Here is a 19,266-nt window from a genome sequence, read left to right as displayed (position 1 = left end):
TAGTTACAGATTTAAAGATGAGGTTTTAATGCTCCATGGGAGACATCTAAACAAAGGTAAGGCTTATTATTTGATTTATGAATAAGAAAGGCCGCTTCAGACTTTAGAGGACATAGTTCTTGGCTGTTAATATGGGGAATGCGTAAACTCTTTAAGAGGAAAAGTATAATGGCTGTATATACTATGACGTTTGCTGTAACTGTGATCCTGTTCTTTGTTCAGGTTGAAAAGGCTGCTTTATATCCAACCAAGCTTTTGCAGATTGCTACGACTGCGATTGTACAGGAAGAAAAAGATGTGATGCGGATGCAGCGGAAGCTACTAGGGCCATATCATGATATCAGAGCAATTACAACCTCTAATATAAGCCATGCTCACGCTATATTTATGCAAAATGTAAGGGCCAGGTACAGCAACTGGACAGAGACGGATTGGGAAAATGCCCAGGCTGTCATGTATCGCCTGACTAGAAAAAGCGAATCTCTGTACAGGATAATGAGTGTAAGTGACAGAGCTAAAATAAAGGCAGTGCAAAATGAGTTCAGAGAGTTGCAGGAAAAAACAAACAATAAAACATGAACCGCTTTACTTTAACATCAAATACACTTGCTTCCGGCTTTGCTTGCCAATAGCTTATACTTGTGTGATCGGTTTTCAAGGAAGCTAAATTCTCAACTCTTAAACCTTGAAGGGTAATTATACTATAGTATATTTTTTAACTCGCTGAGGCACATAATCTCGTAAGTAGGCTTTGGTCGTTTTTTGCTGAGCACTCCTTCCGGGTTAAAGTATACCTGGTCTATGCCGCAGGACATGGCGCCTTCAATGTCACACTCAAAGTTATCACCGATCATCAGGCAGTTTTCCGGCTTTACCTCAATACGGTCCAACAGATGCTCGAACATACGGCGGTCCGGTTTTTTGTAGCCACAGCACTCAGATGTTACTATCTCTTTAAAATAGCCGTGAAGCTCCGACGAGGCCATTTTAATGAGCTGTACCTCTTTAAACCCGTTGGTGATAATGTGCAGGTTATACTTTGGCTGCAGGTACTGTAGCACCTCATACGTATGCGGGAATACTGCTTTTTTAGTAGGGCAGAGGTCTGTGTATGCTTTTGAAATGCCGGCCGGTACCTCGTGCTCCTCCAGGCCCAGGCCCATCAGGGTTTTCTTAAAGCGGTTTTCACGTAGTTCTTGTTGGTTTATCTTGCCTTTGTTGTAGAGGTCCCACATCAAAGTGTTTACAAACTTATACTTTCTGTAAAATGAAGTGCTGTCGAACTTGCCAAAGCCAGCCAGTTCAAACTGCTCGTACAAAGTATAAATAGTCTCTTCGGAGTTTTTCTCAAAGTCCCAAAGGGTATGATCCAGGTCGAAGAGTATGTGTTGGTATGTTTTCATGCAGAATAAAATAAAGTAAAGGGAAATCTCCAGAACGAACCTAAAGCACCTATGTTGCGGTTAAGCTGAAGAATGTAGTTACGCCTTGAATTAAACCTTACAATAAAACAAAGGTTTAATAGTTATAGCATCGGCCCTAAATTAAGGGGCCACCCAACGGCGGGCCTGAAGTTTGTTGATGGCTAGTTCACGGTTAGAATACAATATTTCGTAAGTCTCCTGGTCTTTTTGAAGTACAGCGTCACGTTCGAGGTAATTAAATATCTGGGTCGCAAAATCAGCGGCTTCGTCTTTGATCGTGTAAAATACCCATTGGTCTATCTTACGCGAGGTTACCAGACTGGCATTACGCAGGTAAGCAAGGTGTCGGGATGTTTTTGTCTGGGTAAAGTCGAGCACTTGCTCCAGGTCCGAAGTGCACAGTTCTTTATTGCGCAAAATCAGGTTGAGGATGCGGATGCGCGATTCGTCTGCCAGAGCCTTCAGAATCTGTTCGCCAAAGGATATACTGAAGTGTTTAAGCCTCATGGTTACAGTAGGGTCGGAAACAAAATTAGGCAAAAGCTGCTATTATAAAATAATAAATCATATTATTGTACGAAATGATTTCAGGGATACACGATAACGTTAAGCACAGCAGGTATTTGAAAAAAGCTTTAGGAGCTATCGTATTCCTGCTTTTGCTTTTTGCGGCAATGCCGGAGCAAGCTGCTGCGCAGAGCAAAAAGCGTGTAGTACAATTTTCAGGGTTTGTGGCCACCGGCGATAGCCTGTATGGTGTAGCGGGTGTAAGTGTGTATGTACCCGGCACCACACGCGGCACACAGTCCAATGAGTTTGGCTTTTTCTCAGTGCCTGTAGTGGCCGGCGATAGTGTTATGTTTAGTGCCCTTGGCTATAAAAAGCAGTACCTCATCATCCCTAAAACCTACAGCAGCGAAAGCTATTCTGTTATCATGCAAATGCAGGAAGACCCCACCGAGCTTCCTACTGTAGATGTTTTTCCGTGGCCAACAGAGCGGGATTTCAGAGAGGCCGTTGCCAATGTCAGGCTGCCCGACGAGGGCCGTGCCATGGCTATGCGTAACCTGGATCCTGAACGCCTTGAAGAGCTGTTTAAAACGACCCCGATGGATGGAGCTGCCAACTTCAGGGTTTCGCAGCAACAGCTGATGCAGCAACAGCAGAACCGGGTAATGTACCCAACCATCAGTCCTTTTGCCATTCCGGCACTGCTTAACGCTATATTTAAAGGCAACGGCAATTAACCATTCTGACAATATCCCATCCATTTGATTTTATCTGTTTAAGCCAGCCAGCTGTCAAGGCACATGTATGTTTTGTACAGCTGCTGTTAAAATTATACATGTAATTACTCACCTGAGGCATCACAACAGGTATAAAAGTAACTTACTGCAGCCCCCTGCGTTATTTTGCGAAAGAGGTGTGTATCAAAAATACACGCAAAAGCAGCAGCTAAACCTGCTGATAACCGATCTTAAACAAAATAAACTATGCTTAAACCTGATAAGCTATCGCTCAATATACCCGATACTACAAAACCCCGTGTGGTTATAATAGGAGGGGGATTCGGAGGAATTAACCTCGCCAGGAAAATTTCTGAGAAGCACTTTCAGGTAGTTATGCTCGACAGGCAAAACTACCATGGTTTCTGGCCGCTTCTATACCAGGTGGCAACAGCTGGCCTTGAGCCTGACTCTATTGCTGAGCCACTTCGCAAAATGTTTGGCAGCGACGACTATGCTGATTTTCATTTCAGGCTAGTAAAGGTAACGGGCATTAACCCCCTTAATAAAACAGTTGAGACTATTGTAGGCGAGTTGCCATTTGATTTCCTGGTGGTTGCTACTGGTACTAAAATAAACTATTTCGGCAACGAGCAGATAAAGAAGTATGGCTTTCCGCTAAAGCAGATACCACAGGCTTTAAACCTGCGCAGCCAGCTGCTGCAATGCTTTGAGCAAGCCAGTATGACCGTTGACCCGGAAACGCAGCAGAGCCTGCTAAACTTTGTAATTGTAGGTGGCGGGCCTACAGGCGTGGAAACAGCCGGTGCACTAGCCGAAATGAAGAAGCACATTCTCCCTACAGACTATCCTGGCGTAGATTTCTCTAAAATGAATATTTTCCTGATCGAGGGCATGGACAGGGTATTGCCGCCTATGTCGCAGGAGGCTAGCGAGAAAACGTTAAAATACCTGCAGGAGATGGACATTATTGTAAGGCTTAACACGCTGGTAGAGGGTTACGACGGTGAAACTGTTATTTTAAAAGGCGGGGAGCAAATAAAGACCAACACACTTATTTGGGCTGCCGGCGTATCTGGTGCAGTAATCGAGGGCTTACCGGAAGAGTGTGTAGAGCGCGGCCGTTACCTTGTAAACGAGTTTAACCAGGTAAAGGGCTACGACAGCATATTTGCCATTGGCGATGTGGCCATGATGAAATCACCTGAATACCCGAAAGGCCACCCTGGCGTAGCGCAGCCAGCTATACAACAAGGTAAGCTTCTGGCAAAAAACCTGAAGCGCATTGTAGAGAAACAACCTCTAGAGCCGTTTAAATATTTTGATAAAGGCTCGCTTGCCATTATCGGTCGAAACCGCGCTGTGGCAGACTTGCCAAATAACATGCACTTAGGTGGCTTCTTTGCCTGGGTTATCTGGCTTTTTGTGCACATTATGTACCTCATCGGATTCCGTAACAAACTGGTGGTGCTCAGCAACTGGATCTATAAGTTTTTTACCTATGAGAACAGTACACGCCTCATCATCAGGCCTTTCGTACGCAGGGGGGACAGGGTGTCTCAGAACTTCATTAATAAGTATGGCGGCGATTGATAGGGGGTGCCTTAATTTCTCTGGTCGCAACACTCCCTGTCATCTTGTAAAGATTTTGGTAAAAGGGAGGTTAAGCTTGCACTATGAAAAGCCACAATTACTTTGTTTACATTACTACTAACCCAAGTAAAACGGTGCTTTACGTTGGTGTTACAAATGATTTAAGTATAAGGCTGGAGCAGCATAAAGAAAACCGAAGAAAGGCAGAAACCTTTGCTGGACGGTATTTCTGTTATAAACTGCTGTATTACGAACGCCATACTTTGGTACACCATGCTATAGAACGTGAGAAGGAATTGAAACTGCTGAGTCGGGAGCAGAAGATAGAGTTGGTAAAAATTGACAATCCGTACTTACAGTTCTTAAAGGTTGATGATTAATCTAGCCTTAACCTCCCTTCCTCCAGGATCCTTTCAGGATGACAGGCAGGAGAAGAGGGAGTAAGCAATATGCAAATTGTATTCATTGCTAATAATTGGCACTAAGCCAAGTGTAGGCTTTTTTACATTCTTAAGTTTACTCTACACTAATATCTCGGGGTTTTACCAAACAGCCCCACTCCTGTCATCCAGAAGGGATCCTGGTAGAAGGGAGGTTAAGCAGCAGCTACAAAGTATAAACCAGTTAATGAGCTATACTTCATGTAAAAGAAAAATCCCTCAGGCGAAGCGCCTGAGGGATTTTGTGTTTAAGGTGAGATTGTGTTTTATTGGCCGGTATTGTTCCTGATGCCGTTTCGGCTGGTAGAGCGTTCACGTTGCATCGGGTTTTGCTGTTCGCGCTGCTGCTGCTTATAAATATCGAAGCGGGACGGTGCCAGGCGGCGCGGGAAGTAGTTATTAGACAGTTCCGTATCGGCAGTCTGCAGGTACGGGTCCAGTTCAAAATTCACAACTGGCTTTTCTGTTACAAACACTTTGGTAATGTTTTCGTTGTTGTAGCGCCAGATCTCTGCTGGTATATTCACGATCTCCTCAGAGCCATCCTCAAACTCCATACGCACGATCAAAGGCATTACTAAACCACCAGTATTCTTAAAGCTTACCTCGTAGAAGTTTAGCCCGGAATCCAGGGTTTTCTTCTCTGCTGGTGTCAGATTCTTCAGGAATGCCTGGTAACGCTGCTTGTCAGCTTCTGTGGTTGCCAGTGGGTCGTAAGTGTTATAAAAATCCTTTAGATCAGGTCTTTCGTCAAGCCTAGTTTTAGGAATATCTTTCAGGTTGCGCTGCTGCGATAGGGTTTTTGGTGCCTTGTTTTGTTGCTCACGCAGTTGTGCGTTTACAAACTCAGGATTCTGCGAGTCGATAGTATACCACTTCACGTTTTCGATAGAGATATCGGTGTGGTCTGTAGTATAGAACCAGCCTCTCCAGAACCAGTCCAGGTCAACGCCGGAGGCATCTTCCATGGTACGGAAGAAGTCGGCAGGCATTGGGTGCTTAAATGCCCAGCGGGTAGAGTACTCTTTAAAAGCATAGTCGAAGAGTTCACGGCCCATTACTGTTTCACGGAGAACATTAAGCGCTGTAGCAGGCTTGCCATAGGCATTGTTACCAAACTGTAGTACCGACTCTGAGTTTGTCATAATAGGCACTTGTGTGTTTTTAGCGCTTTTCATGTACTCTACAATGTTGGCAGGCTCACCGCGGCGCGATGGGTAGTTCTTATCCCATTCCTGCTCCGTAAGGTACTGCATAAAGGTGTTCAGGCCTTCATCCATCCACGTCCACTGCCGTTCATCGGAGTTAATGATCATCGGGAAGAAGTTATGGCCTACTTCGTGGATGATCACAGAGATCAAACCATATTTGATTCTGTCAGTGTAAGTGCCATCCGGTTCAGGACGGTAACCGTTAAACGAAAGCATTGGGTACTCCATGCCACCTACAGGGCCATGTACAGAAATAGCAACCGGGTAAGGATAATCAATGGTATATTTAGAGTATACTTTTAAAGTATGCGCCACAGATTCTGTTGAGTACTGCCCCCACAGTGGGTTGGCCTCTTTTGGATAATATGACATAGCCAGCACGTTTTTACCGCCTACTTTTACGTTCATAGCATCCCAGATAAACTTACGGGAACTGGCCCAGGCAAAGTCGCGCACGTTTTTGGCTGCATACACCCAGGTCTTTTTACTGTTTACAGGATTTTTCTCGGCATTAGCTGCTTCGTCCTGGGTTACAATAACAACAGGCTTATCGCTTTTAATAGCCTCAGCCCAGCGCTTTTGCATGGTCGTAGATAACACCTGGCTAGCATTCTGGAGCTCACCGGTTGCACCCACCACATGGTCGGCTGGTACAGTTATACTTACTTTATAGTCTCCGAAAGGTAGAGCAAACTCACCACTGCCTAAAAACTGCTTGTGCTGCCAACCGTTCACGTCGTCGTACACGGCCATGCGCGGGAACCATTGCGCCATTTCGTACAGGTAGTTGCCATCCTCCGGAAAGTATTCGTAGCCGGAGCGGCCGCCAAGTGCTTTCTGGTCGTTGATGTTGTTATGCCAGTCGATGCTGAACGTATAGCTCTGCTTTGGCTTTAGCGGCGAAGGCAGGTCTACACGCATCATGGTGTTGTTGATGGTATATTTTAGGTTTTTCCCGCTTCGGTCTTTTACCTGCTCAATCTTAAATCCTCCGTCGAACTTCTCGCGTGTAAGGTACTCTACCGCCTGCACCGACATCTGCTGCTTTAGCTCACCTGTTTTGGTAAGGTTGCTGGCAGAGTTTGGCTCAAAGATATTCTGGTCTAGCTGCACCCACAGGTAAGTAAGCACATCAGGAGAGTTATTGGTATAGGTTATACTTTCAGAGCCTTTTATAGACTGGTTTTTGTCATCCAGCTCTACTTTAATAGTATAATCTGCGCGCTGTTGCCAGTACTCATGGCCTGGTGCGCCAGAGGCAGTACGGTAAGTGTTTGGTGTTGGCAACTCTTGCTGCAGCTGCTTAAACTTAGATTTATCGGTGTTATCCTGGGCCTGCGCAACAGCAGGGCCGGCAAGTAATCCGATCAGAGCTAAGCCGGTAAGAAAGTTCTTCATCAGAGGGCGAATACTTTAAGGTTAATTTAGTTAGGTATAGTAGATTGTTATAAGTGCTAAAAGATGTTGGTTTCTATCATCAGAATTAGTGCAATACCCGCTGCGGCACTCGATAGCACCATAATCCAGTCGCGTTTTTTGGCGTTAAAAATATTCATGAGTATAAATGCCACTACAAGTAGGATCAAAACAATAAGCAGCTGGCCGAGCTCAATGCCCACGTTAAAGGCAAGCAGTTGCAGCCAGGTATCAGAGCCGCGGCCCAGCAGAGACTTCAGGTAATTAGAGAAACCCATGCCGTGTATCAGCCCAAAGCAAACAGCCAAAAAGTTATGAAACGAAAGTACAGTGCGTTGTTTTGTAGCGGCGCCTTTCAGTTTAAAGAAGTTTGTAAAGCAGGTAAAAAGTATGGTTACCGGAATCAGGAACTCAATTAATGCTGTATCGAACCGAATGATATTAAATGTAGAAAGCGCCAGGGTTATAGAGTGTCCAATTGTAAAGCTGGTAACAAGTGCCAATACCTTTCGCCAATCGTTTAGTGTGTAAATAGCACAGAGCGCCAGCAGAAACAACAGGTGGTCATAGGCCTGCAGGTTAAAAATATGGTGAAAGCCCAGCGTTGCGTACGAAGTAAAAACAGATGACACAGCCTTAGTTTGCGTTAGGTTACAAGTATAGCAATGTGGCAAATTACGTGTTTGCACACTGTTAAGCAAGCATAAGAAGCAGGAAAAGCAGTGTATTTTTGCTTTATTTTGAAATTTCTATGTAGGATTATGACTTGTGTGCAGTATGATATTGGTTGTGTGTAAGTTAGTGGCTGGATGTGGCAGCTTATTCGCGTTCCAGAACCATGCGCGTTTTACCGTCCTTGGTCATGTGAACCATCTTATCTGCATTTATCCAGCTTACCAGCGCGGTATCGGTGTGGGAGCCATACTTTATACTTAAAATATTGTTTTGCCTGTCGTAGTGGTAGCCGCCCTGCAGCCCCCTGCCATCCTCGCTGAGTACAAGCTTGAACTGCCCAGTGCTTTCATACACAAACCTTGTTTTGGACTGTGCCAGTGTTGGGTTAAGCTTTTCTGTCTTCAGTTCTGTGGCTCCGTCTGCATTAAACTGTATATCCGTAAGTTTCCAGCTGCCTATAATAGAGTAATTGTTTTCCTGCTTTGGTGCGGTAAAGCTGGCTAAAGTATAAAATAAGGCCAGGGAGAAAAGTATAAAGTATGCTTTCATAGGCGGCTTACTATAAGCAGAATAAAGAATAAGGAGATGATTAATGAAAGTTTATACTTTGGCAACGGAAGCAAGGTTGTTTAATTGCTGCCCCGGCTGGTGTTTTTAGTTTCTGTATTCCATCGCGCTTTTTGGAAAAACAGCAGGTGATACTCCAGTGCATTGCTCCAATATGCCCAGGAGTGCGCGCCGGGGCGCTCTGTATAATCGTGTGGCACTATTTCGGCTACTAATGTCCGGTGCAGTTCACGGTTATCTTCTATCAGGAAATCGTCTACGCCACAATCAATAATTAGACGTACACCACTTTGCTTTAGCTGTGGTACCAAGTGATTAATGGAGTTTTCCTCAAAAAGCTGCTGATTTGCTTGTTTGGGCCCAAGAACAGCCTCTATACTTTGCAACAGGTTTTTATGATCGATGGCTGAAATATCTACTGTACCACTCATACTTCCTGCAGCCAGGTACAGCTCCGGGTGGCGTGCTGATAAGTATAAGGCGCCATGCCCACCCATACTTAAGCCTGAAATAAAGCGGCCATTTTTTTCTTTTATCGTTTTATACTTGCTGTCTACTAGCTGCACCAGTTCTTTGGTAATAAAGGTTTCGTATTGGCTGCTTTTATCGGTAGGGCTATCTAGGTACCAGCTGCTGTAGCCTCCGTCTGGCGTAACTATGATGAAGTTATACTTATCGGCCATACTTTGTAGGAGGTCTTTTTGTGGTGGCACCTTAAGCCAGTTACTAAAATTGCCGCTGTAGCCATGCAGCAAGTATAAAACAGGGTAGGGCCCGTTCTTTTTCTTTTTGTAGGTTTCAGGAGTTGCCACGCCAGCTTTCAGCGTTTTTTGCATCGATGGGCTCTGAATGGTAAGCGTATCAACTTTAGCCTGGGCAGTAAGTATGGCTAAGGTAAGCAGTAGTAAAAGCAGGCATCTTTTAAATAGCATAAAACCAGGTAAGTCAGCGGATCTAAAGTATAGCGTTTGCCAAAAAACTAAACTACAGATTTTCTAATGAATGTGTGTGTTATCAGCGGATAGTTAAATAAACCGTAACTAAAGCTAGCATCAGGATAGCTATAAAAAGGCGAATATAAAGCTGCTCTTTGTTGGTTTTGTAATAGTTGATACCCAAAAGAATAACCCCTGCTAACTGAAATGCTAATCCAATAATAACAGAGAAATGTAGGTCATTATCTCCAGTGGGCGGATTCTGGTTCAAACCCACAAATAGCATGATCAGGCCCGGAACAAGTAGGCTTATGCCTGCTGTTTTGATTTTAGTTAATGAGGTTGTTTTTAAGCTGTTCATGATAAGATGTGAGTAAATATCTGAGAGCATCAATTTAGGAATAATTTGCTAATTAAATATAGTTGCGCGACAATGAAATATTCATTGATATGGCCCTCCCTGCCACAAGTTACGCTATCGCTAAACTCGCGGAAGAAAATGCTATAACACAAAACCCCGCCACTCCATAGGAACAGCGGGGTTTAAAGCTAATCTATACTTTAAACTAAATCACAATTACTCTCCAGTCGGGATTTCTACATCTATGTTGTTAAACCGGATCTGACCATCTTCAAAAGTAGCCTCTACCACAGAGTCTTTGCTGATCTTGCCTAAAAGGATTTCCTTAGACAACTCGTTCAGCACCTGGCGCTGGATAACACGCTTCAGTGGTCGTGCACCGAACTGCGGATCGTAACCCTGCTCTCCCAGATAATCCAGGACCTCATCGGTTGCTACCAGCCGGATTCTTGCTTCATCCAGGCGGTGCTGAATATGACCGAATTGTATTTCAACGATCTGGCGGATATCCTCGCGGCTCAGCGGACGGAACATCACCAACTCGTCAATGCGGTTCAGAAATTCCGGCCTTACTGACTTCTTCAGCAGCTTGAATACCTCATCTTTTGTGCGCTCAATTACCTCGTCTCAAAATTAGACTGGATAATGTGTAAGCCGATGTTAGACGTCATGATGATGATGGTGTTTTTAAAGTTTACTACGCGGCCTTTGCTGCCGGTTAGCCGGCTTGTACTTCAAAAGCGTTATTGTTAGCTGGCGTAGACATAAATGTGGCATCATCTAAATTGGTCATGCTCGCCATATCGGCTTCTGTGCCGGTTCTGCCAGTTACTGCGGTACCAATTCAAACTACACTAGGGTTTTTTGTCAGTGGTAGTTGTATCGGTACTGGTGCAGGCATAGCTTATAAATAAAGCACCTACAGTAAACACAAAAGTAGTTTTTTCATAGCCTTTCAATTACTAAGTTAAAATCCAGCTAATTATACGCCCAATTAATGCGGGGTTAAGTTCTTGATAGGGAGGGTGTCACGTAGCACAGTGGAGCCTTGGTTGTAATAAGCTATATGTTGCTGCGGTTGCTACGCTCACTTTCAGGAAGGAGAATTGCATACGTGGAGCTTTTGCCAAATGAAATAAAAATGTTACCGGTTTAGGGGCAGTTTTAACTGATAAACCAAGTGCTTAGGAAATTATGCTTAACTTTTTACTTAATATTTTTATTGTACCACTAGTTTCTGTGTTTGCTTACCTAAAGAGCTCACCAGGCTAATTACATAAATACCTGGTTGTAGGTTACTGGTAGGCAAAATTGTTCTGGTTTCTTTAACTGACTGATGAAATATTGTCTTACCAGCTAAATCAGTCACCTGCAGGGTTGCCTGCGCCCCCTGCGGCATTCCCTGAATGAGCAAGTTTACTTCGCTGCCCTGGCTGGGGTTCGGGTACACACTCAGTATCAGCCCTTGTACTGCCTTCACGGTTACTGATCGCATTGCCGAAAACTCGAAAGTGCCGTCATAATCTACCTGGCGCAGGCGATAGTAAGACGCACCTGTTAAAGGGTTGTTATCAGTATAGGTATAGCTGGTACGAAGGCTTGTGGTACCGGATCCCGTTACACGGCTTACCTCTGAGAAATGCTTGCCATCAGCACTTCTTTCTATTACAAAGTAATCATTGTCTTTTTCTGATGCGGTGGTCCAGTTTAGTCTCACACTGTTCTCATTGGTAACACTGGCTTTAAACTGCACCAGCTCAACAGGCAAGGGGTTAATACGATCCGAGGTTCTTACCCCCATCGGTGAAAAAGAAGTGATGCCAGGGCGGGAGATAGAGTAATAAGTTTTGGTAGTACCATCCGCAGCTGTAAGTGTTGTAGTAGATGCTTCCCCTACTGAATACTCATCCCAGGTGCTGTTTTCGTAGTGCTGCACATAGCATTTAGCAGCATCAAAGCTTGTCTGCGCTTCGTCCTGTGCCCAGGTAAGGGTAAGTGTAATGTTAGAGCCACCTTTCACAGCTTCACTTACAAACCAGGTCTTATTTATATTATGAGTGGTAAGTGCAGCACCGGTTGGTACATCATTAGCATCATATGCCCCGTAAACTCCATCTATCAGGCCAACACTAAATATGTCTTCCTGAGCTCCTTCTGCCAGCTTTATTTTAACAGGGTTATATGTTGTAGCGGTACCTACTGGCAACGATACTTCCTGACCGGCACGTATGCCTTGTTTAAGTTTTCCTTTTCCATTTGGAATAATGTAGCTGCTGAAATCGTTGCTAACCACCTGGCCATCATAATCTATATTCAGATCATAATCACCAAGTTCCACTTTAGAGCCAGCTCTGAGTTCCAGTTTAGCCTTTATCACCAGGTTCTTAGACAGCTTGATCTTTTTGCCTCCAAACACCACAACATTAAAAAGATCTCTGCTAACCGGCACATCTAGTGGTGAGTTAGGCCCCAGCATAATGGTACTTTTTGGGTCCATTGTACCAATATTTGGCCACACCGGAGCGTCGATCAGAAGTACAGAGCTGGCGGTCAGGTCTACCTGGCTACCCAGTATTGATTTCTTATCATACACAGGTAATGTTACAGGAGTAGAGCCGTTGCCCAATATTACTTTGGTGTTAGTTCCGGTTATAATTAAGTCTTTGCTCAACTTTAGTATAGCGTTAGGCGAATAATTTGTTATAAAATAGCTGCGCCCTACGTTACTGAAGGTAGTCGGGGAAATTCCGGTGCCATTCGGGAATACAGCCCAACTTGTAAGGAGTGTCAAGTCTGCGTCTCCGGCTTTGTTGTAAAACACTAAGGAGTAGCTTCTGTCGGCCCCCACAAAAGCTGAACCGCTTGAGATACCTTTTTTAATAAGCTTGTTCGCATTAAAGTCATACTCTACGTCAGTTAATGCGTGGCTAACCCAGCCTAAAGCAGGGGTGCTCTCATTAAAGGTAAAGTTAAAAGCATCTTCTACCAGGGTACCTAGCAAGGCTTCGTCGTAGTGCATTTCAATGTCATAAGCATAGGTACCGGTTGCATTCACAACCTCCATGGAGCTATTCATGTGTTGACCTAAATAAGAAGAGTTTATAAACTGACCTGGTCTGTATTTAAGGGCGAAACCAGTAGGAATGCTAACAGAAGAAGGAGACCATGTAATCACTGCCATTTCGCGTTCTGCAAAACTAAACACCTGGCGCTGGCCCGGTGCCGGTACCAATGCGCCGGAAACCACCATGTTTGGGGCGGTTGCAGTTGGCGTAAATTCAAGTGCGCCCAGGTCCACGCCTCCTGTTGCTCTGGTTGTACTTCTGGCTGCGCCTCTCATGTCCGTTGAAACTGAAGGTAGCTGTACACCTGTACCGTTGGTAAACCAGCTGCGTGGGTTTGCCGGATCAATAGAAAGATCTATAGGAGCATTGGCAGACGTAGTCGTATTTTTAAAAGCAGGCTGCCCATACATAGAGCTTGCATCTTTTAAAGTAACTGTTTTCCAGTCAGAAAGCCTGGTTGCACTGCCATTGCCTGACATATAGCCTAGGTGGTTTATCATACTGGATGCAGCAAAATACAGGTTATAGTTTATGTGGCTGAATGCTGCGTTGCCCGCAAGGGAATAAATAGCGTAATTCGTGGAGCCTGTAGCAGTGCTGCTTTGTGTGTTAGAGAATATATTATTTCGCAAATCAAGTCCCGTAGTGGTAGCGCCTATAGCAAGGGCTGCTGCCATAGACGATAATGTACTTCGTTGGCCGGTCATGGCTACAGAGTTATTGTAGAGCTTGTGGTTGGTGCCTCCATCTACTACAATGCCATAGATGCTGCTACTAAAGTCGCTGTCTTCTCCGGTGAGGCTTCTTCCATTTGCTATAATGCTGTGCACCATGTTATTGGAAAGTGTGTTGTTGCTGCCGTTCTTTATAGATATACCCCTGGCTCCCGTGTTGCCAAGCTGTGCACTGGTTATTGCAGTACAGGCATTAATCGAGCAGTTACTTGACTCATCTATACTGATGGCAACAGGTGTTTTAGAGTTGTTGTTGTTAATGGTAAGTCCGTTTAAATGGACATTGTTAACTCCGTTCAGGTGAAACAGGGGCCCATGATCGGAGCTACCTGTAATAACTGCCGGCACTCCCGGAACGCTTGATTTAAATATTACGGGAGCAGTACCCATGGCCGGGAAAGGGTTGATTTTTATATTAATGTTCCAGTTAGCGCTGCTGTTGCCGTTATCAATCATATAATCTTCGTCCGCGAAGTTAAAAGTAACGGGCCCTGATATACCTCTCTTGTTCAGGTGCGCTGCTGCTGTTTCAGGCTTCACGAAATCTCCATCTTCTCCAACAGTATAAACACCTGTCAGTGCCCCGGTTGCTTCTGTTATTCTTATATCATCAATAGCTAACTCTGCCCTGTCTGTAAAGGATGTAACACCAAAGCCAAGGTAGTAGGTACCTGTAACAGGAACAGAAACAAGTTCTGTAGATTCTATTCCTCCAAATTTAGATTTAGGTAAAAGAACGGTTGAAATTACAGATTGAGACCCGGTTGTAGATGTATGATGTTGAGCCGTATTTAGCAGAACCTGGAAACCAACTGCTCCGCCTCCCTGGTTTTTCTGATAAAAGCTAATGGTGTAGATGCGGCCAGCTGTCAATTTTAGAGGCGCAGAAAAAGTCCAGATATTCAAGCCAGTCTCTTCTCCTGGAGCTTTTCTTTCAAGTCTCAGATAAGAACCTTGGTTACTGCCACCTCTCGAGTTTGGTCCCTGTATTACTTCCCATTTCGTACTGTTGCTGGAATACTGGATCCAGTCTTTAGGAAAGGCTGCCGTTGCGAACGGTTCATAATATATCACCTTCTCAGTTGAGTTAAGGGCGTGCTTTTGTGAGAAAGCCGGGAATGATATAAAAAGCAATATCGTAATAAGGGTGATAAGCTTTAAAGAGTTTAAGTACAAGTGTTGCATTTATTTAAGATAATTTTATATTAAAATATACACCTATTACTCATACAAGAATATAAATGTTTCAATATTTATATATTTAATTAAGCAGATTAAATTATATTTTACCTGTTTTTTAATACAGATGTATAAAAGCAGTGTAAATATTCATTTATACTTATATTTATATTTAGTGGCCACTATGCTGTTACAGGGTTAAAAGCAGGTACAATTATACTTTACTCTATAAAAGTATAATTGTATTAAATGTGAGTTGAAATGGTGTAATTTTTTTTATAGATGATAAAACATGGAATAAAAAAAGCGCCACCCCTGCTGGGGTGGCGCTTTATACATGCTAAACTTTAAACTTATATTATTCTCCGGTAGGGATTTCTACATCCACATTGTTAAACCGAATTTCGCCGTTCTTAAGTGTGGCCTCTACTACAGAATCCTTACTGATCTTGCCAGCCAAAATCTCTTTAGAGAGTTCATTTAGTACCTGGCGCTGGATAACACGCTTCAGTGGTCGTGCACCGAACTGCGGATCGTAACCCTGCTCTCCCAGATAATCCAGGACCTCATCGGTTGCTACCAGCCGGATTCCTGCATCATCCAAGCGGTGCTGGATCTGGCGGAACTGAATGGTAACGATCTTGCGTATATCACTGCGGCTTAAAGGTCGGAACATGACCAACTCATCAATGCGGTTCAGGAACTCGGGTCTCACCGATTTCTTCAGCAGCTCAAATACCTCTTCTTTAGTCTTTTCAATCACCTCGTCGTGGTTAAACTCATCCATCGTCTCAAAATTGCTTTGGATGATATGCGAACCTATATTAGAGGTCATGATGATGATAGTGTTCTTAAAGTTTACTACGCGGCCTTTGCTGTCGGTTAGTCGGCCATCGTCTAGTACCTGCAAAAGTATATTAAACACATCCGGGTGCGCTTTTTCTATCTCGTCGAGTAGTACCACAGAGTATGGCTTGCGGCGCACGGCTTCCGTTAACTGACCACCTTCGTCATATCCTACGTATCCCGGAGGCGCTCCCACCATACGGCTTACAGCATGGCGTTCCTGGTACTCACTCATGTCGATGCGCACCATCGCGTTCTCGTCGTTGAACAGGTAATCTGCCAGTGCTTTGGCAAGCTCAGTTTTACCTACGCCGGTTGTGCCCAGAAAGATAAACGAACCGATGGGGCGTTTTGGGTCCTGCATACCGGCACGGCTTCGGCGCACAGCGTCAGAAATAGCTTCAATGGCTTCTTCCTGTCCGGCCACGCGTTTACCCAGTTCTGCTTCGAGGTGCAACAGCTTCTCGCGGTCGCTTTGCAACATTTTGCTAACCGGTATACCCGTCCATTTGGCTACTATCTCCGCAATGTCTTCAGAGTTTACCTCCTCTTTTAGCATCGGGTTCTCGCCCTGCATCTGGTGTACCTGCTCCTGCAGTTTTTTTAGCTGCTCTTCCGCCTCCTGAATTTTACCGTAGCGCAACTCAGCTACACGGCCATAATCGCCGCTGCGCTCCGCCTGTTCCGCTTCTAGTTTATACTGCTCAATATTTTCTTTCTCTTTCTGAATGCCCTCGATAATCTGTTTTTCGTTCTGCCACTTGGCTTTTAGATCATCACGCTTTGTGGATAGTTCGGCAATCTCTTTCGAAAGTATGGTTTCCTTGTCCTTGTCGTTCTCACGTCGGATGGCTTCACGCTCGATCTCCAGTTGCATAATGCGGCGCTGGATCTCATCTAGTTCAACTGGCAAAGAATCAATCTCGATGCGCAGTTTTGCGGCTGCCTCGTCCATCAGGTCAATGGCCTTATCTGGCAAAAAACGGTCAGTAATGTAGCGGTTAGAGAGCTCCACAGCTGAAATGATCGCATCGTCTTTAATGCGCACCCCATGGTGTACTTCATACTTGTCCTTGATGCCGCGAAGTATGGAAATGGCATCCTGAACACTCGGTTCATCCACCATCACCGCCTGGAAACGGCGTTCCAAAGCTTTATCCTTCTCGATATACTTCTGATACTCTTTTAGTGTGGTAGCGCCAATGGCATGCAGCTCACCACGCGCCAAAGCCGGTTTAAGTAAGTTGGCGGCGTCCATGGCGCTATCACCACCTGCACCGGCGCCAATCAACGTATGGATCTCGTCGATGAAGAGTACGATCTCACCTTCTGCATCCACCACTTCCTTAATCACGGCCTTTAAACGCTCCTCAAACTCACCCTTATACTTGGCGCCTGCCACCAGTAAGCCCATGTCCAGGCTCATGAGTGTTTTGTTTTTGAGGTTTTCCGGTACATCACCGCTTACGATTCTTTGGGCAAGACCTTCTACAATAGCCGTTTTACCTACGCCAGGCTCACCCAGCAATACCGGGTTATTCTTTGTACGGCGGCTCAGTATCTGCAACACACGGCGAATCTCTTCGTCACGGCCAATAACCGGGTCAATTTTACCGGCACGCGCCATTTCGTTCAGGTTGCGGGCATAGCGCTTTAAAGAGTTATACTTTGCCTCTGCATTCTGGTCGGTTACTTTGGCGCCGCCGCGCAATTCTTTTATAGCTTTTTTAAGGTCTTTTTCATTGAAACCAACATCTTTCATCAGACCAGCCACTTTATCGCGACCTGCCAGTATACCCAGCAGCATGTGCTCAATAGCTACATACTCATCGCCGAATTCTTTTAAATAAGAAGTCGCCTTTTGCAGGGCTGCTGCTGCATCGTTAGCCAGATACGGACTGCCGCCGCTTACTTTTGGGTAAGCTGCTACAATTTCATCAAGCTTCGTGTGCAGGATGTTGCCGTTGATGTTAAGTTTCTGGAGCAGGAAGTTTGTTACATTCTCATCTGTCTCCAGTATCGCTTTTAAAATATGCCCGGTTTCGATAGCTTGCTGCTGGTTGCCGCCTGCTATCTCAGTGGCCTTTTGGATGGCCTCCTGGGCTTTGATGGTATAGTTATTAAAGTTCATATCGCTTTGTCTGTTTTCCCTTAGTTTTAGTTCTACGAGGTAAGAAGCAAAGGGTGCACCAATGGTATTTTTAGATGATTATACTGAAATTATGGCAGGTAAAGGAGGTGCTTTTTTAAAGAAATAAGCCAAATTGTCTGAGTCAGGATTTGCAGGATGGAAAAGGATAGACAGGATGCTCAGCACGAGTAAAATTTGATGACTAGGATTTATTTAGATGACTTAAACTGATTGTTAAAGACTTTCTTGTATTGAAGGCTGAGAGCACCAAAATTAATCAGCAAACCAACTGGAAAATTATAGGCAACGGTATAGTTTTTAGCCTGTGCTAAGTGAATGTCTTCTAGATTGACTAAAGCTTTTAGTTCTACAACGACATTACTTTCTACAATGAAATCGGCTCTTCTAGTGCCTACTTCTGCTCCATCGTAATAAATGATTTGCTCCTTTTCTCTTTCAAAGATCAATCCGGCTTTTTCAAGTTCAATAGCTAAGCAACGCTGGTAAATCACCTCCTGAAAGCCACTGCCAATAGTATTGTGCACCTTCATCGCACAGCCGATTATCTTGAAAGTTATATCATCTAATTGCATCACTTGATCTACATTTAATAAATCCCTAAATAACTTGTGCTGAGCATCCTGTTTATCCTTCTCCATCCTGCAAATCCTGATTCACCTCGCTCTTAAACACCGCCGCATAATGATCGGCCAATCTTGTTGGTTCAGGTAGCTTATACTTTGTGGCGCAGGCTAAGGCAATTTCTGTAGCGGATTCCAGGTCCATTAAATGGCCGGGAGACACAAACACCGGCTTTACATTGTCTTTTGTGCGGATTACGTTGCCGATTACTTCGCCTTTATACTCCAGCGGAGAGATGGAGCCTTTAGTCAGATCGGGTTCCTTATACTTGCCTACCAGTACTTTTTTGGCTACACCCATGGTGGGTTTGTTCAGGTGCAAGCCCAGGTGGGTAGCAATGCCGAGGCGGCGCGGGTGCGAAATGCCATGGCCGTCTACCATAATCAGGTCGGGTTTCTGCTGTAGTTTTTCGTAGGCCTTGAGCAGGTTAGGAGCCTCACGGAATGCGAGAAAGCCGGGAATGTAAGGCAGTTCAACAGTGTCGTGATGCCATACTTTCTCGATAACTTCGAGATCGGGATAGCTTAAGAGTATAAAAGCAGAAAGTATTGTATCCTCGCCAATGAAAGAAGAATCGCAGCCGGCAATCAGTTTCAGGTCGAAGTCAGGTTTTTGGATGATAATACGCTGCTGCATTTCGCGCTGCTGCTCTGTAAGCCTGGCAAGTATAGCCGGATCGGGAGTAGGGTAGTCGTAGCGTCGGAAGTAGGCCATGTATTTTAATTGTGAATGAGTGATTGAGCGAATGAGTGAATTTGATTTTACGTATAGGTAGAATTAGGCTTGAAACCTTGTACGTA

The 19,266-nt window shown here is 44.7% G+C and carries 15 protein-coding genes and 1 pseudogene; 4 read left to right on the top strand and 12 right to left on the bottom strand.

Features of this window, described 5'->3' with window-relative positions:
- Window positions 1-183 precede the first annotated feature (183 nt).
- Window positions 184-579 (top strand): hypothetical protein, encoded by a 396-nt coding sequence (locus K0O23_RS05775; protein ID WP_219876440.1) that lies wholly within the window; start codon window positions 184-186, stop codon window positions 577-579.
- Window positions 580-701: 122 nt separating this feature from the next.
- Here the strand turns inward: K0O23_RS05775 and K0O23_RS05770 are convergent, their stop codons facing one another.
- Window positions 702-1,403 (bottom strand): YjjG family noncanonical pyrimidine nucleotidase, encoded by a 702-nt coding sequence (locus K0O23_RS05770; RefSeq protein ID WP_219876439.1) that lies wholly within the window; start codon window positions 1,401-1,403, stop codon window positions 702-704.
- A 141-nt stretch (window positions 1,404-1,544) separates the two neighbouring features.
- Window positions 1,545-1,931 carry an ArsR/SmtB family transcription factor gene (locus K0O23_RS05765; RefSeq protein WP_219876438.1) on the bottom strand — a complete coding sequence of 129 codons (387 nt, stop codon included), beginning with the start codon at window positions 1,929-1,931 and terminating at the stop codon, window positions 1,545-1,547.
- A 116-nt stretch (window positions 1,932-2,047) separates the two neighbouring features.
- Here K0O23_RS05765 and K0O23_RS05760 point away from each other — a divergent pair, with 116 nt between their 5' ends.
- The 3 genes from K0O23_RS05760 to K0O23_RS05750 all read left to right on the top strand — a co-directional run bounded on the left by K0O23_RS05760 (window position 2,048) and on the right by K0O23_RS05750 (window position 4,644).
- The gene (locus tag K0O23_RS05760; protein WP_246596945.1) at window positions 2,048-2,671 is read left to right on the top strand and encodes a carboxypeptidase-like regulatory domain-containing protein; all 624 of its coding nucleotides are present in this window, start codon (window positions 2,048-2,050) and stop codon (window positions 2,669-2,671) included.
- A 246-nt stretch (window positions 2,672-2,917) separates the two neighbouring features.
- Window positions 2,918-4,264 (top strand): NAD(P)/FAD-dependent oxidoreductase, encoded by a 1,347-nt coding sequence (locus tag K0O23_RS05755; protein ID WP_219876436.1) that lies wholly within the window; start codon window positions 2,918-2,920, stop codon window positions 4,262-4,264.
- An 83-nt stretch (window positions 4,265-4,347) separates the two neighbouring features.
- The gene (locus K0O23_RS05750; RefSeq protein ID WP_219876435.1) at window positions 4,348-4,644 is read left to right on the top strand and encodes a GIY-YIG nuclease family protein; all 297 of its coding nucleotides are present in this window, start codon (window positions 4,348-4,350) and stop codon (window positions 4,642-4,644) included.
- A gap of 326 nt (window positions 4,645-4,970) precedes the next feature.
- On the opposite strand, the gene K0O23_RS05745 is transcribed toward K0O23_RS05750, so the two are convergent.
- The 10 genes and pseudogenes from K0O23_RS05745 to nfi all read right to left on the bottom strand — a co-directional run bounded on the left by K0O23_RS05745 (window position 4,971) and on the right by nfi (window position 19,180).
- Window positions 4,971-7,313, bottom strand: coding sequence for a M1 family metallopeptidase (locus tag K0O23_RS05745; protein ID WP_219876434.1), 2,343 nt, complete (start codon window positions 7,311-7,313; stop codon window positions 4,971-4,973).
- A 56-nt stretch (window positions 7,314-7,369) separates the two neighbouring features.
- Entirely contained in the window at window positions 7,370-7,963 is a 594-nt protein-coding gene (locus K0O23_RS05740) for a HupE/UreJ family protein (protein WP_219876433.1), read from the bottom strand.
- Between the two features lie 187 nt (window positions 7,964-8,150).
- The gene (locus K0O23_RS05735) at window positions 8,151-8,555 is read right to left on the bottom strand and encodes a hypothetical protein (RefSeq protein ID WP_219876432.1); all 405 of its coding nucleotides are present in this window, start codon (window positions 8,553-8,555) and stop codon (window positions 8,151-8,153) included.
- Between the two features lie 80 nt (window positions 8,556-8,635).
- Window positions 8,636-9,505 carry an alpha/beta hydrolase gene (locus K0O23_RS05730; RefSeq protein ID WP_219876431.1) on the bottom strand — a complete coding sequence of 290 codons (870 nt, stop codon included), beginning with the start codon at window positions 9,503-9,505 and terminating at the stop codon, window positions 8,636-8,638.
- A gap of 82 nt (window positions 9,506-9,587) precedes the next feature.
- Window positions 9,588-9,869, bottom strand: a complete 282-nt coding sequence (locus tag K0O23_RS05725) for a hypothetical protein (RefSeq protein ID WP_219876430.1) — start codon at window positions 9,867-9,869, stop codon at window positions 9,588-9,590.
- Window positions 9,870-10,085: 216 nt separating this feature from the next.
- Window positions 10,086-10,594, bottom strand: a pseudogene (locus K0O23_RS05720) (AAA family ATPase); the annotation flags it as partial.
- Between the two features lie 494 nt (window positions 10,595-11,088).
- Window positions 11,089-14,853, bottom strand: coding sequence for a T9SS type A sorting domain-containing protein (locus K0O23_RS05715; protein WP_219876429.1), 3,765 nt, complete (start codon window positions 14,851-14,853; stop codon window positions 11,089-11,091).
- 352 nt (window positions 14,854-15,205) lie between these two features.
- Window positions 15,206-17,824, bottom strand: a complete 2,619-nt coding sequence (gene clpB / locus K0O23_RS05710; RefSeq protein WP_219876428.1) for an ATP-dependent chaperone ClpB — start codon at window positions 17,822-17,824, stop codon at window positions 15,206-15,208.
- A 209-nt stretch (window positions 17,825-18,033) separates the two neighbouring features.
- On the bottom strand, window positions 18,034-18,483 hold the full coding sequence (locus K0O23_RS05705; protein ID WP_317195648.1) for a GxxExxY protein: 450 nt from the start codon (window positions 18,481-18,483) through the stop codon (window positions 18,034-18,036).
- Window positions 18,470-19,180, bottom strand: a complete 711-nt coding sequence (gene nfi, locus K0O23_RS05700; RefSeq protein WP_219876427.1) for a deoxyribonuclease V — start codon at window positions 19,178-19,180, stop codon at window positions 18,470-18,472. Before nfi ends, K0O23_RS05705 begins: the two co-directional genes overlap by 14 nt.
- Window positions 19,181-19,266: the final 86 nt, after the last annotated feature.

The sequence above is a fragment of the Pontibacter aydingkolensis genome (assembly GCF_019443125.1).
Taxonomy (GTDB): domain Bacteria; phylum Bacteroidota; class Bacteroidia; order Cytophagales; family Hymenobacteraceae; genus Pontibacter; species Pontibacter aydingkolensis.
The sequence above is the reverse complement of the archived record's forward strand: the minus strand, read 5'-3'. Positions and strand labels throughout refer to the sequence as shown.

Bases quoted from the DNA above. Each gene is read 5' to 3' on its own strand.
- K0O23_RS05775 (WP_219876440.1), top strand. From the start codon at position 184: ATGACGTTTGCTGTAACTGTGATCCTGTTCTTTGTTCAGGTTGAAAAG.
- K0O23_RS05745 (WP_219876434.1), bottom strand. From the start codon at position 7,313: ATGAAGAACTTTCTTACCGGCTTAGCTCTGATCGGATTACTTGCCGGC.
- K0O23_RS05755 (WP_219876436.1), top strand. From the start codon at position 2,918: ATGCTTAAACCTGATAAGCTATCGCTCAATATACCCGATACTACAAAA.
- K0O23_RS05715 (WP_219876429.1), bottom strand. From the start codon at position 14,853: ATGCAACACTTGTACTTAAACTCTTTAAAGCTTATCACCCTTATTACG.
- K0O23_RS05730 (WP_219876431.1), bottom strand. From the start codon at position 9,505: ATGCTATTTAAAAGATGCCTGCTTTTACTACTGCTTACCTTAGCCATA.
- K0O23_RS05705 (WP_317195648.1), bottom strand. From the start codon at position 18,483: ATGGAGAAGGATAAACAGGATGCTCAGCACAAGTTATTTAGGGATTTA.
- K0O23_RS05765 (WP_219876438.1), bottom strand. From the start codon at position 1,931: ATGAGGCTTAAACACTTCAGTATATCCTTTGGCGAACAGATTCTGAAG.
- K0O23_RS05770 (WP_219876439.1), bottom strand. From the start codon at position 1,403: ATGAAAACATACCAACACATACTCTTCGACCTGGATCATACCCTTTGG.
- K0O23_RS05735 (WP_219876432.1), bottom strand. From the start codon at position 8,555: ATGAAAGCATACTTTATACTTTTCTCCCTGGCCTTATTTTATACTTTA.
- nfi (WP_219876427.1), bottom strand. From the start codon at position 19,180: ATGGCCTACTTCCGACGCTACGACTACCCTACTCCCGATCCGGCTATA.
- clpB (WP_219876428.1), bottom strand. From the start codon at position 17,824: ATGAACTTTAATAACTATACCATCAAAGCCCAGGAGGCCATCCAAAAG.
- K0O23_RS05725 (WP_219876430.1), bottom strand. From the start codon at position 9,869: ATGAACAGCTTAAAAACAACCTCATTAACTAAAATCAAAACAGCAGGC.
- K0O23_RS05750 (WP_219876435.1), top strand. From the start codon at position 4,348: ATGAAAAGCCACAATTACTTTGTTTACATTACTACTAACCCAAGTAAA.